This window comes from Paraburkholderia phytofirmans OLGA172 (assembly GCF_001634365.1).
Taxonomy (GTDB): domain Bacteria; phylum Pseudomonadota; class Gammaproteobacteria; order Burkholderiales; family Burkholderiaceae; genus Paraburkholderia.
This window is the reverse complement of sequence record NZ_CP014580.1, coordinates 83,653-96,807: the sequence shown is the minus strand read 5'-3', so window position 1 is coordinate 96,807 and position 13,155 is coordinate 83,653. Positions and strand designations below refer to the sequence as shown.

Sequence of the window (13,155 nt, the reverse complement as noted above, 5' to 3'; positions counted from 1 at the left end):
GCGGGGGCGGCGGATCCGTCGACGGCGATGCCGTCCGGACCCGCAGCAACTGATCATTACGGTAGTCGTGACCGCGGGCCAGGGGATTGATCTATATCAACCTGTTCGGCGGCCCTTCCAAATGGAGGGCCGTTTCCGGCCCTCCAGATCTGCACTCGCCGTTATCTCTCCGGTGTGAATTTGCGTGATCGGATCTGTGGCGACGCGCACAGCGAAGGGTTGACCTTAATCAAGGGCGCGCACGCAAGCGGGGAAGACCATGCAGGAATACCGGCGAGCAACGACCTTCGCGTGCGGACAGAGCCGGTCAGTCGCAAGTGAAGTTTCTTGCGATCGACGGAAGACCTAAGCCGGGTTCGCTGAGCGAGACATCCTGTCTGGGGAGGTTGATCCCGGTCGGCGGCAATCAGGCACGACAAATGTGGAGGTGTGCAATGCATCGATGCGTTACATTGATTATGGCGAGCCTGATCAGCCTGTTCGCTGCAACAACTGCTGCGGCATATGCGGATGAGCCGACGCAAAGCGTCACGGAAAGTGGCTTGAAGGTCCACTACGGCGTGATGCCTGCCACGAAAGCTCAAATGGTCGAGCGAGGCACCGATGCCTCCCAAAAAGGCGCGGACGCCAAGCCAGGACTGTCCAGTTATCACCTGGTGGTTGCACTTTTCCGTAGCAGCACCGACGAACGCATCAAGGATGCGACCGTGCTCGCTACGGTCAAGGGGCCCAAGGGGCCAAAAGGCAACGCCCATTCACGCCCCGTCACAAAGCAGCTCCGGCCATTGGTGATCGGCGACACGGTCACCTATGGAAACTTTTTCGACATGGGCTGGCGAGGCGTGTATCACGTAAGCCTCGCTGTCACGCAGAAAAATGAGTCAAAACCCGTGAAGGTCAGTTTCGACGTTGATCAGCAGTTCTGATTTCAGCGTTCCGGCGAAGTCGGCGCGAGCACTTACCTATCTGGCGGGCATCCTGGGACCTGCTGGCAACCGTATCACATTGATGCGACCCGGCAAGTCACCCGCAACCTCGTCTTCGTTGTACGTGAAGTAGACAAGCGAGTGACGTTCAGTGTCCAGCACCCGGATTATGTGGAGCGAGTCGAAAGTTGGATCTGACTCGGCCGTGAATACCTGCGCTTGCCTGGGAACGGTTTCGGCAATGCGGATGTTGCCTGTCTGATGGCAGGATGCCGTCAGATCCGTCCCGCGGGAGATTCGTCCACTTCCCAGTGCGCCCTCGGAATGCGACTCTGAGACATAGCAGGTCACGCCTTTCACGAGGGGATCGTCGTAAGCCGAAATGGCGATGTGAGAACCATATCGCTGAGTATGGGTTTCGATCGTCGCCAGCTCTTTTGCTACTAGAGCGGAAGACAAAAGTATCAGCAGCGCGCCCAGGATGCTCGCCCGCCCTGGAACCAGCTTGATCATGATCCACCTCCGGGTATTCGATATGCCGATCTTCGGTCGCGCAACGCCGCAGCGACGGATACGTGACTTCAGGCTATTTCAGCCGGAAGTCATCTACTTGACGTAGGTCAACGCCTACGTGTTCACCCGGCGTCATTCTGAAATGGATACGTTGTCCGTACAGGGCACCTGCCGGCAGCGGATTGACCATTCCTTGTCCAGGCGAGAACAAATCACGACTTCGGTCGCCTGCGTCGCCAGAAAGTTCGCATATCGAGGATTGCCATGTTCAGGAACGCCCGTCTTTCGTTGTTTCTACCTTTCCTTGTCTGCGTCTGTGCAAACGGTGCTGCGCTCGCGCAATCGTTACCGCAACCTGCTTCGCAAAACGGCATCTCCTACATAACCGGCGGTGTGGGCGAAGACGAAGTTCAGGCATTTCGCGCCGCAGCTCCAGGCTACAACCTTCGCATGACGTTTGCGTCGAAGACAGGGAGTTATCTGTCCGACATCGATGTGACGATAACGTCGGGAGCCGGACGATCCGTCCTGTCCGTTCGGACAGAGGGCCCGTTCCTGTTTGTCCGGCTACCGGCAGGGCGCTACCAGATCGGAGCGCAAACGCGTCACATCACGGAAACCAGAAAGATCCAGGTGCCCGCACACGGCGGCGCTGATTTGCGTTTCTACTGGGAAGATCCGGATCGTCACGGAGTCATGCGCGTCTGTAAAAGCTGTCCGGATACGGCTCGTCCCTGAGCGGCCTGTTTCGTTACTCAATCCGCGTCCTAATGGGCACCAGAATGCAGACAAATCCCGTTGAGCCCGGACCGGACGTAGTCTCTGGCCACGTCGAATTGGCGCCGCCGGCCGGGCATGCCGGCATGAAGCGCGGGTTGTCGAGCGCGCAGGTGGAGGAGCAGCGTGTCCGATTCGGTCGCAACGTTGTGGACTCAACGGCACGGCGCACCTGGTGGCAAACGCTCGGGGAGGTACTCCGTGAGCCCATGTTCCTTCTGTTGCTCGCTGCGAGCGGTATTTACTTCGTCCTCGGGGACGTTTCGGAGGCGCTGACGCTCCTCGCGTTCGTGATGGGGATCGTCTTTCTCACGGTGTTTCAGAGTCACCGCACCGCGCGGGTTCTCGACTCTCTTCGCGAGCTGTCCGCGCCCCGCGCGCAGGTCCTCCGGGACGGGCAACGGCAACTCGTTTCCGCTGCCGAACTGGTGCCCGGTGACGTGGTTTTCGTCGACGAAGGCGCACGCGTGCCCGCTGACGGCTCCGTGACGGAAGCTCACGAACTGAGCGTAGACGAGTCGCTACTGACAGGCGAGTCCATTTCGGTAAGCAAGTCCGTGGCGCGACCCAATGCAAATCAGGAGGAAGAGTCCGGCGGGCAGCTTTTCTTCGGATCAATGGTGGTGCAGGGCCAGGGGCAGATGGTCGTGACGGCGACGGGGTCGAATACCACGCTCGGTCGCATTGGAAAGTCGTTGACCGCCATCACGGAAGCCCGCTCGCCATTGCAAATGGAGACGAGAACATTCGTCAATTGCTTTGCGCTGGCTGCAATCGCACTGTGTGTGCTGCTGGTCTTGGCCTATCGTTGGCGCTCCGGGGAATGGCTTCCGGGCGTGCTCGCCGGGATCACGCTGGCCATGGGGATTCTTCCCGAAGAGATTCCGGTGATATTGACCGTATTCATGGCGCTAGGGGCTCGCCGCATCGCCAACGAAGGCGTGCTGACGCGCCGCATGAGTGCCATCGAAACCCTTGGCCAGACCTCAGTACTGTGTGTCGACAAGACGGGCACATTGACGCAAAACCGCATGTCGGTGCGCGTGCTGTTCGCGCAAGGAAAGCGGCAAGTCATCGATCAGGCCACTCAGCGCATTGACGAGGCGTATCACGAACTCATCGAATATCTGGTACTCGCCAGCGAAATCGAGCCGGTCGATCCAATGGAGCGTGCGTTTCACGAAACAGGCCGGGTTGGGCTCGTCGGCACCGGACGTCTCCACAAGCACTGGTCGCTGGCCCATGAGTACGCGCTAACATCGGAGTTGCCGGCCATGTCCCACGTATGGCACGCGCCAGAACTCGATCATCACGCAGTGGCCTGCAAGGGCGCGCCAGAGGCGGTCTGTGCTTTGTGTCACCTGGGCGAGCGGGACACGCAGACTGTCCTTGATCAGGCCGAGCAGATGGCGTCGGGCGGGCTGCGGGTACTTGGGGTGGCCAAGGCACGGTACTCACATCCCGAGTGGCCTGAAAAGCAGCACGACTTCGAGTTCTCCTTCGTGGGGCTGGTCGGTCTGCTGGACCCGGTCCGGCCGGAGGTCGCGACCGCTATCGCAGAATGCCAGGCAGCCGGCATCCGCGTGGTGATGATCACCGGCGACTATCCGTCAACGGCGCGGGCTATTGCGACTGAAGTCGGCATCGACGGCGCACGGGTCGTGACCGGCCAGGAAGTGGCAGCGATGGACGACGCACAGCTTCGCGATGTCATAAAGCACGTTGACGCGTTCGCCCGCGTCAAACCGGAGCAGAAGCTACGGCTCGTCAACGCGCTCAGGGAAAGCGGCCAGGTGGTCGCGATGACCGGTGACGGTGTGAACGACGCGCCTGCGCTAAAGGCGGCGCACATCGGCATTGCAATGGGGCTGCGCGGCGCCGAAGTTGCGCGCGAGGTAGCCTCGCTGGTCCTGTTGCGTGACGACTTCGCGCCAATCGTGTCAGCGATCCGGCTGGGAAGGCGTATCTACGCCAATCTCGTGCAAGCGATCAGCTACACGGTTGCCGTTCACATTCCGATGATAGCCGCCACCATGATTCCGGTTCTTGTTGGCTGGCCGCCGATGCTTGCGCCGGTCCATATCGTTTTTCTGCAACTGGTTATCGATCCAGTGTGCTCGGTCGTGTTCGAGAACGAGCCTGAACGCGAGAACCTGATGCGTTTGCCACCGCGCGGCGCCGGCGCGCGGCTGCTATCGAATCGCGCACTGGCTCAAGGGGCGGCGGCAGGCGCGGTGGCCGCCATGCTGGTGCTCGGTCTGTATGCCGGCTTGCTGAGCCACGGCTACGACCTTACCTTCGCCCGCACATTGTCATTCATGGCGCTCGTGGCGTGTAATGTGGCCTTGATCTTTGTGATCCGATTACTTCCGCAGTCGGGGACCCATGCGCGCGCACGTCAGCAGAATCGCTACCTCTGGGTGGTACTAAGTGCCGCCGGCGCGGGGTTACTGCTTCTCATGACCGTTCCTGCACTGGCGCGGCTGTTTGGACTGGTCGCGTTGCTGAGCGTCTGACGGTGCGGATACAAAAAAACCTGGAGAATGTTCCTGTGATCATGATGGCGGGACTCTTCGCAGCCATTTTGCTGCTCAACGTCATTCCGGCCTTCGCCCCTCCGACGTGGATGGCAATGTCGTGGATAGGCTTCAATCAGCCCGACCAGAACCCCTTCCTGCTGGCCGTAGTTGCTGCCTGTGCCGCCACATCGGGGCGTCTGATTCTTGCGCGATGCTCCACATGGCTCGTACGCGGCCATCTGATGCGCGAAGCGGACCGGCAAAACATCGACGTTGTGAAGGCCTGGCTGGAAAAGAGGAAGGTGGTGACTGCCGGCGCGCTGCTGCTGTATGCATTCAGTCCCTTTCCATCGAACTATCTTTTCATCGCATATGGGCTAACCCGGCTGAGACTGTGGCTGATCGGCGTGCCATTCTTCTTAGGACGCCTCGCGAGCTATGCAGCCTGGACACATTTTGCGCAGGTCGCGCACTCGTATATGGACCCTGAATTCGATCTCGAGGGCGGGTATCTGGGAGCCTACTTCGTTCTTACCCAACTGGCATTGCTGTGCCTCGTCTTTGCCCTGATGCGAGTCGACTGGAGCGTTGCACTCAACGAGCACATGCTCCGTTTCAGGCGCCACAGACCGGGTGAGAATGCCCGTACCTGACTAACGCAACCGCGCGGTCGTGCATCACCCAGGTGAACGCATAGAATTCAGGAGAGGATCATTTTCTGCATGTGTCAGGATAACGATGAAGAATTCAGCCGGGGGCGAACCATCAACAGCGGAGTTTGAGTAATGCGGGCCGTTCGGCCTGCGACGATTACGAGGTCCGCGTGCCATCGCTCAGCCTCGCGAACAATCGTGTGGGGTATGTCATCGCTTGCAGGGTCTGTTTTGACCAGCCCCAGTTCTACGGGGTTAATCTGATTGGCAAAAACCTCGGCCGCCGCGGCGAGCACCTTATCCCCCTCTTCGATGAACGTATCCTCGAGAAATCGAACAGCGCGATCGACGACGTAGACAGCTCGTATGGACGAATCGGGTCTTGCCAGATGCAGGCCAGACCGCAGGGCATCGAATGAAGCCTCGCTGCCGTCGAGCGCGAACAGGATTCGCCGCGGATAGGCATGTATCGCGGCCACATAGCTGGCGGGCACGATGAGAATTGAGCACGGAGTCTGGTTTGTGACGAATTCGGACACCGTTCCTTCGAACCAGCGCAACATGCCGTGATGTTGACGGGCACCGACCACGAGCAGGTCGGCGTGCCACTCACTTGCAGCATCGATCAGCGCATTTCCCGCATAGCCACCTAGCCTCGAAAGTTCCACCACGCGGGCGTCGACGTCGATGTTCGCATCAGCGAAAACTTCGTTTGCCTGCTTAACCGCATCGCTGGCATCCCGTACAAGTTCCTCCTGTATGGTCTCGAATACAGCATCCGCCAACAATCCAAGCGGCACGAGCGCACGCGGGTTTTCGGCGACGCTTACTATACGCACCTCAGTGCCTGGGCTCACGAGCCCGCATGCGTACTTCGCCACGCGTGCAGACATAGGTGACGAGTCGACAGCAATCATGATCCGCTCGAATCCTGATTTAAGGCGATTACTGGCACTCGATGCAGTCATGGTTGGTTCTCCGTGCAAAGCGCGATCTCACATGCGTTGGTGGTGTTTGGCAACTAGACGTGCGTACGATATTGGGCGAACACAAAATCGGAATACTCAAGTGTGCGCCGCCAGTCTAAGACTGGTTCCACAAGGATCTGATTTCTAGTGTCGAAGTATCTTTCTCGCCATCGTTCTCTGCGTGATCGGCTGCAGCTCGAACGAGCAGCAGCGGCGTTGCAGTGATACGCGCGACGCGGTTGGAGACGCTGCCGAGTACCCAGCCTGCAACGCCACGCCGCCCATGCGTGCCCATGACGAGCAGGTCTGCGGGCCAGCGAATAGCCTCGCGAACTATGGTGTGTGCGACATCATCGCCGCTCCGCTTCGTATGCAGAAAACCGGAGTCGGTGGAAATATCGGGGGCAAGTGATGTAAATACCTCAGCCACCGTGGCGAGGGCCCGTTTCCCCTCGTCGACCAGTGCCGCCTCCCGCACGTCCATTGGAACCAGATCGGTGAAGCTGATGGTCCGATCTACGACAAACAGCGCCCTTAGATGCGCCCCTTTCGCGGCGAGCGTCATGCCTGTCAGCAAAGCCTGATGAGACGCCGGGCTTCCGTCGATAGCGAAGAGAATCTTCGTCGGTCCGTGCTGGAGTTGCGGCTCGTAGCTCTCCGGGACGACGAGCACGGGGCATTTAACCAGCTTGCTCACGGGTCCTGAGACGGCGCCCTCAACCCATCGCAACAGGCCATGATGTTGTCTCGTCCCAAGGACGACCAGATCTGCATTCCATCTCTGCGCCTCCGATGCGAGGGCATGGGACACATCGCCTCCGTACCTGGCGAGGTCCATCAGTTCGGCCTCGACCGTCAGACCATGGTCTTCAAAAATGCGTCGAACATCCGATAACGCGACGTTCGCGGATTCCCGCAATTCGTCGGAGAATGCCGCGATATTCAGCCCGGTTGCCGAGTGCGCGGAGAGTATCGCCCGGGGGTTTTCGAGCACGCTTACGACACGGACCTGAATGCCAGTGACGCCGAGTTGACAGGCGTAGGTAGCAGCATGGATGGACGCGATACTTGAATCTACGCACAGCAGAAGCCGACTGAAACGGGCTAAAGGTGAATTGGAGCTGACTTGCTGGTTCATGGAAAGACTCCGTGTTGATCGCGGAAAACGCCGGCTGAAGCGCCGTGTAGGCACAGCCTTCGAAAGGCAATCGATGTCCCAGGTATAAGAGCTCCTGCTTCACTTTCAATTGATTTACGTCAACCCCCGGCGTGTCTGCATGACTAGACTGGTTGTGCAATGGCGGTCTATGGATGGAGGACGCCGCCTCTTCATTTTCTGGTGGGTCCAGCGGCAGTCCGCACCGGTAAATGACGGGACCGGAAAGAAGCCAGGCGTTCGGCAAAACCATGACGATACCGGCCACGTTCAGAGGGGGCCAGACAGTCAGGACCATCGTCACGCTGCCTGCACACACAACATGCCGCATAGACCCGCATGTTTGGCAGGATAACGATAGCGGCCGTAGAAGAATCGGTGAGTGTGGCCCGGAAGGGAGCCGTACTGCGGTGCATAGGGTCAGCGCTGCGGCGCGTGGTTCAATTCGAAGCGCAGCACGGGACTTTCTAACCGGCCCGATGCATACCGGGTGCAAGCTGGAGAACGCAAATGAGCAAGAAATCCGAGTCTGATGAGGCTGTCATCCTGAACGAATCGACGGAAGCGACGCTGACGACACTAACGACGCAAATCAACGCGTTTGTGCACGACGGCACCCTCGATAGTCGGTGCGCAGCGAAACTGGTCAAGCGCCTGAAAAGGGAGGCTGACCTGATTTCGGAAAACGGCAAGTCAAGCAAGCCCGAACGGAAGAAATTGAATATCGCCTTCGTCGAAATCGAGGCCGCGCTCCGCGATCACGATGCCGGCCTGCTGGTGATAGCCAACGCTGCTTTGCGCGCGGCCGATGACGCGGTTGAAGTCAGGGCGCGCGGATAGATCGTTCCAAGAGGCAAGGGGGTGCGGGGTTATGCGGACAAGGACCTCCTGAATGCCTTACTGTTGAACAGATTTCTCCTCGGTGAGCTGTCGGCAATGATGTCAAACAGCTTTGCTGTTCAGGCAGCGTCGTCTTCGAAATGTTTGTGCAACAGCGTGTACCGAACAACTGCCACATTGTGGCGCATCGTCATCTTGTCGAGAACTCGCGTTCGGTGTGTAGTAACTCTCTTCACGCTTACGCCGATTGGTTTCGCAGCCGCAGATTGCGGCTCGCCGGATGCTATTGGAACAAATACATCGAGTTCGCGTAAGGACAGCCTGTGATGCGGCTCTCTGTTCCAATATGAAACTGGAGAGATGTTACATCGACCGGTTGAATCTGCCGTTAAGCTTCCATCGAACTACCTGTTCATCGCTTCCCAACTGGTGCTGTTGGGATTGGTGTTCATCTTCATGAAGCTCGACTGGGCACACCTGCTTAACGAGCATAGGTTCCGCTTCAGGCGACAGTAAAAAGGAGCCGGAGACTGGGGGACTTGAGCGCCGGACCGGACCTGCAGACATAGGCGAAGCCTGAGGGCATTTCCAGGCGAACTTACCCAACCGCGAAGAGCCGGCCGGTGCACGTGTACCAGCCAGCGAAGTCTTCAATCATTGCGCTTGCGGCCGGTAAGCATCGCGCTGACGAGATTCTCCCGGTGACGCCAGCTCGCCAGCAATACGCCTCCGACATGAAGTGCGACACACACCAGTACTGCGTTGGCACATACGCCGTGCAGAGTTTCCAGCGCCTCGGAACCCCAGAATGCATTGGTCGTAAGCAACCATCCAGTCACGCCCGTCGCGGTGAGTAGCATAAGAAGGGCAATGATCATTGCCCCACCCGCGGGGTTATGCCCGAGGTACCGCCGCTCGCGGCCCGCCAGCATGGCTCTTGTGTATTCGGCAAATGCACGCGGCGTCGGTACGAAGTTGGCGAAGCGGGCGTGATAACTTCCCGCGAAGCCCCACAGGATACGAGCCGCGACCAACCCAAGAACCGCGTAGCCGAGGGCATGATGGATGGTTCCGCCGTCTTCGCTCAAAACGTATGCACCACCAAATGCACCCACAAGACCCCAATGGAACACCCGTACGAACAGGTCCCACACTAGCGTTGATCGGGAGGCGTCGCCGTCCCCTCGGCTCAGGGAACTCATTCGTTGACCTCCTCGCTAACAGGTTTGCCATCGACAGGATTGACAACCATCTCGTGATGATTACCCTTCTTGTCCAATGCATAGACCTCATAGCAGCTTCCCTCAGTCTTGACCCGCTTGACCTGGTAACCCTGTTTCTCCAGTTGGCTCGAAACTTCCTTGTCCTGCATCCACTTTGTTTTTGGTTCGGTGGTGCAGGACCCAGTTGCATGTGCGGCAAACGGCAACGCAATCAGGGCAACGGCAGCGGCGAGGCGAACATTCATCGTTTTCACTTGGAACTCCATAGTCAGGTGGGTTGAATCAATATCGACGGTGCTATTTACAGATGCATGCTGCAACGCGAGCCTGAAGGGAATCTTAAGCAGAACACCCTCGCGCAGGCATGCCGAGCGGGATTAGACTTGACGATCGAAGCTGATAGTCACGACGGTTACTATGCAGCGAGCTTTGCTGCCTGTTCCTTTTGGAGTGCGACGAAATGCGTGTGTTACTGGTCGAAGACGATGATTTGATAGGAAGCGGCGTCGAAGAAGGTCTGCGCGATGCCGGAATGACGGTCGACTGGGCTCACGATGGCCGGGAGGCGATGCTGGCACTGACTACAACAGAGTACGAACTTGTGGTGCTCGATCTCGGTTTGCCGAAACTATCTGGAACCGAGTTGCTGGATTGGCTGCGAGGCCGTCGCGACGATACGCCCGTTCTGGTCATGACGGCGAGGGACACCGTAGCAGACCGGGTAGGAGGTCTGACTGCGGGCGCCGACGATTACCTCGGCAAGCCCTTTGATCTCACTGAACTGATTGCGCGCTGCCGGGCGCTTTTGCGCCGCGCGCATGGGCGCAGCGTCGAGACGATCGAGTATCAGGATCTCAGCGTCGATCCCTCGACGTTCACGGTCACACGGAACGGTCTGCGCCAGCCATTGACTTCACGGGAATGTGCTGTGCTGGTCGAGCTGCTGACGCATCAAGGGACTCCGCTATCCCGCGCCCGCCTCGAGGAAAGTCTTTACGGCTGGCAGGAAGAGGTAGAGAGCAATGCCATCGAGGTGCACGTCTCCAATCTGCGCAAAAAGCTCGGACCTGGATTGATCAGGACAATCAGGGGCGTTGGGTACGTTGTGGAGAAGACATCGTGACAGGGTCAATCCGTCAACGCCTGATGCTACTGGTGCTAGCAAGCGTCTCGGTCGTCTGGGTGGCAGCCCTCGTTTCAAGTTACAGGCAAGCCGTCCATGAAGCCGGCGAATGGGACGACGCGCGAATCGAACAGGCTGCTCGAACACTGACGCTGGTGGATACCAATGATCTGGCGGCGCTCACCGAAGATGGGTTTCATGCGTCCGACGATGACGGCGACGATGACCTGTCACGCCGGCTCCTTTATGAAGTGCGCGACGCCGAAGGGCGCCTGCTTGCAGCGAGCCCCGGTTTGCCGCGTGCCGCCGCGAAGGAGCCGCCGTCGTCTCAGGCGGCGGCGGGCGCTGTGGCGAAATACGACTCGCTCAAATGGAATACCTACGTGCTCCATGACGCGGCGCGTGGCAGGAGTGTGCGGGTATTTGAACGTAGCGATAGCCGCGCCGATCTGGGCGCCGGAGTGGCGCGCCGCATCGCGAAGCCGCTTGCTTATGCGCTGCCGGTTCTCGCGCTGCTCATCTGGGTGGGCATTGGCAGCAGCCTCGCGCCGCTTAAAACACTCTCGCGGGCCATCGGTGCCAGAAACGCAGGCAATCTGGACCCCATCGATATGCGTCGCACTCCGGCCGAAGTGCGCCCCTTGGTCGACGCGCTCAACGTTTTGTTCTCGCGGCTGCGAGGGTCGCTCGACCGTGAGCGGGCCTTCACGGCCGACGCGGCACACGAACTCAAGTCGCCACTGGCGGCGATCAAGGTTCAGGCTCAGGTCGCGCTTACCACCCGTGATCCCGCAAAACAACGCCTCGCAATGCAGCGGGTCGTTGAAGGTGTCGACAGGAGCACACATCTGGCGGATCAACTTCTGTTGCTGGCGAGACTTGACGAAGGTGTACCCGCACCAGCGTCGACCGTGGAACTGGATGCCGTTGCCCGCGAATGCATCGCTGCCCACGAAGCGAATGCGTCGTCCAAAGGCATCGGGTTAGTCCTGAACGGGGATACACACGTGACGACGTTAGCGGAGCCCGCACTCGTGCGTATCCTGCTGGACAATCTGGTGGACAACGCTATCAAGTATGGCGAGACGGGAGGTTGTGTCGAGGTCGTCACCCGGCGAACGTCGGAGGCGACCCTACTGCTTGTGCGAGATAACGGCCCAGGTGTGTCGGAGCAGGACCGGTTGCGTCTGAGCGATCGCTTTTTCCGGGGTGGGGGAAGCCGTCAAAGCGGTAGTGGATTGGGGCTCTCGATCGTCGCTCGGATTGTGGCTCGCCTTGAGGGACATCTAACCTATACATCGGGCATTGACGGCCGGGGGTTGGGCGTCGAGGTCCGCTTCCCGGTCACCCGTTCCCCCAGCTCGCCATAAACGCGCAGCATTGCACGATCCATTGGAGCAGGCTGGCATATCGCTTCATACGCAGCGCCTCGTCGACACGTTGTGTCACGAGTCTTGGGCATGAACGAGCAGCAAGGGCGTCTGCGTAATATGCGCGACACGGCCCGCGACGCTGCCCAGTAGCCATCGCGCTACTCCACGTCGGCCATGCGTGCCCATGACCAGAAGGTCAGCATTCCAGTGACTTGCCTCGCGAACGATCGCGTGGGCGATGTCGTCTCCTGTCTGCTTGGTACTGATGAGTGCGGTATCGCAGTGACAGGACGAACCCGCAAATACTTCCGCCGCTGTGGCAAGCGCCGCTTTGCCCTCTTCGACAAACGCGTCTTCAAGCACATGAATGGGTACAAAATCCGTCAGACGCACCGCGCGATCGACGACATAGACCGCCCGCATGTTGACTTCCGGCTTCGCAAACCGCATGCCGTACCTCAAAGCCTCGAACGACGGCGCGCTTCCGTCGATCGCGATCAGAACCCGTTGCGGGGGGCGCGCCAACTTTTCCTCGTGGGAAGGCGGCACGATCAGGAGCGAGCATCGGGAGTGTGTTGCCAGTGGCTTGGACACCGTGCCTTCGACCCAGCGCAGTAGTCCATGATGCTGACGTGCGCCGACGACCAGAAGATCGGCATGCCAGTCGTCGGCAGCATCGATCAATGCCGTGGCGATATCGCCACCGTGCTTCGAAAGGTCGACTACATCCTCTTCGAGGCGAAAATCACAACCCGCGAAGACGTGCTTTGCCTGAACGAGTGCATCCGCTGCGTCACGCAAAAGCTCAGCCCGCGCGGCATACAGTTCGGCACTCGCCTTCGGAGGCATGGGACTAAGCGCCCGAGGATTGTCGGCGACACTCACGAGGCGAATGTGCGCAGTAGCTCGCGCTATGTTTCGAACGAACTCCGCTGCTCGCAGTGAGGCAGGTGACAAATCCACCGCGACCAATATACGATCGATTCCTGACGGAGCATTCTGACTGGTGTATGAGGTACTCACAATTCCGCCTCGATATCAAATCCATTGTCCACGACGACGAGATTGCAGTGTGTATCGTCCT

14 protein-coding genes are annotated in these 13,155 nt (G+C 59.2%); 7 read left to right on the top strand and 7 right to left on the bottom strand.

Features of this window, described 5'->3' with window-relative positions; translation table 11 throughout:
• Positions 1-434 precede the first annotated feature (434 nt).
• Positions 435-926 carry a hypothetical protein gene (locus AYM40_RS36015; RefSeq protein WP_148662447.1) on the top strand — a complete coding sequence of 164 codons (492 nt, stop codon included), beginning with the start codon at positions 435-437 and terminating at the stop codon, positions 924-926.
• A gap of 36 nt (positions 927-962) precedes the next feature.
• Here the strand turns inward: AYM40_RS36015 and AYM40_RS36010 are convergent, their stop codons facing one another.
• Positions 963-1,439, bottom strand: coding sequence for a CreA family protein (locus AYM40_RS36010; RefSeq protein WP_046564543.1), 477 nt, complete (start codon positions 1,437-1,439; stop codon positions 963-965).
• 264 nt (positions 1,440-1,703) lie between these two features.
• Here AYM40_RS36010 and AYM40_RS36005 point away from each other — a divergent pair, with 264 nt between their 5' ends.
• The 3 genes from AYM40_RS36005 to AYM40_RS35995 all read left to right on the top strand — a co-directional run bounded on the left by AYM40_RS36005 (position 1,704) and on the right by AYM40_RS35995 (position 5,388).
• A complete protein-coding gene (locus tag AYM40_RS36005; protein WP_063500967.1) occupies positions 1,704-2,177 on the top strand; it encodes a hypothetical protein in 474 nt (157 codons plus the stop codon).
• A gap of 125 nt (positions 2,178-2,302) precedes the next feature.
• Positions 2,303-4,732 (top strand): cation-translocating P-type ATPase, encoded by a 2,430-nt coding sequence (locus AYM40_RS36000; RefSeq protein ID WP_236721151.1) that lies wholly within the window; start codon positions 2,303-2,305, stop codon positions 4,730-4,732.
• A gap of 35 nt (positions 4,733-4,767) precedes the next feature.
• Complete coding sequence (locus AYM40_RS35995; RefSeq protein WP_082094238.1) at positions 4,768-5,388, top strand: hypothetical protein; 621 nt, start codon at positions 4,768-4,770, stop codon at positions 5,386-5,388.
• 74 nt (positions 5,389-5,462) lie between these two features.
• Here the strand turns inward: AYM40_RS35995 and AYM40_RS35990 are convergent, their stop codons facing one another.
• Entirely contained in the window at positions 5,463-6,356 is an 894-nt protein-coding gene (locus tag AYM40_RS35990) for a universal stress protein (protein WP_063500966.1), read from the bottom strand.
• A 115-nt stretch (positions 6,357-6,471) separates the two neighbouring features.
• Positions 6,472-7,494 carry a universal stress protein gene (locus AYM40_RS35985; RefSeq protein ID WP_063500965.1) on the bottom strand — a complete coding sequence of 341 codons (1,023 nt, stop codon included), beginning with the start codon at positions 7,492-7,494 and terminating at the stop codon, positions 6,472-6,474.
• 528 nt (positions 7,495-8,022) lie between these two features.
• On the opposite strand from AYM40_RS35985, the gene AYM40_RS35980 reads away from it, so the two are divergent.
• A complete protein-coding gene (locus tag AYM40_RS35980; protein WP_063500964.1) occupies positions 8,023-8,352 on the top strand; it encodes a hypothetical protein in 330 nt (109 codons plus the stop codon).
• Positions 8,353-8,471: 119 nt separating this feature from the next.
• On the opposite strand, the gene AYM40_RS43960 is transcribed toward AYM40_RS35980, so the two are convergent.
• From AYM40_RS43960 to AYM40_RS35970, 3 genes are all read right to left on the bottom strand, one after another.
• Entirely contained in the window at positions 8,472-8,672 is a 201-nt protein-coding gene (locus tag AYM40_RS43960; protein ID WP_408352776.1) for a LuxR C-terminal-related transcriptional regulator, read from the bottom strand.
• 330 nt (positions 8,673-9,002) lie between these two features.
• Complete coding sequence (locus tag AYM40_RS35975; RefSeq protein WP_063500963.1) at positions 9,003-9,554, bottom strand: cytochrome b/b6 domain-containing protein; 552 nt, start codon at positions 9,552-9,554, stop codon at positions 9,003-9,005.
• Positions 9,551-9,820 carry a PepSY domain-containing protein gene (locus AYM40_RS35970; RefSeq protein WP_035518752.1) on the bottom strand — a complete coding sequence of 90 codons (270 nt, stop codon included), beginning with the start codon at positions 9,818-9,820 and terminating at the stop codon, positions 9,551-9,553. Before AYM40_RS35970 ends, AYM40_RS35975 begins: the two co-directional genes overlap by 4 nt.
• Before the next feature lie 215 nt (positions 9,821-10,035).
• On the opposite strand from AYM40_RS35970, the gene AYM40_RS35965 reads away from it, so the two are divergent.
• Both AYM40_RS35965 and AYM40_RS35960 read left to right on the top strand, forming a co-directional pair.
• Entirely contained in the window at positions 10,036-10,698 is a 663-nt protein-coding gene (locus AYM40_RS35965) for a response regulator transcription factor (protein ID WP_007182765.1), read from the top strand.
• Entirely contained in the window at positions 10,695-12,068 is a 1,374-nt protein-coding gene (locus AYM40_RS35960; RefSeq protein WP_082855545.1) for an ATP-binding protein, read from the top strand. Before AYM40_RS35965 ends, AYM40_RS35960 begins: the two co-directional genes overlap by 4 nt.
• A gap of 75 nt (positions 12,069-12,143) precedes the next feature.
• Here the strand turns inward: AYM40_RS35960 and AYM40_RS35955 are convergent, their stop codons facing one another.
• Positions 12,144-13,094: a universal stress protein gene (locus AYM40_RS35955; protein ID WP_046564524.1), complete on the bottom strand. Its 951-nt coding sequence runs from the start codon at positions 13,092-13,094 to the stop codon at positions 12,144-12,146.
• Positions 13,095-13,155 lie beyond the last annotated feature (61 nt).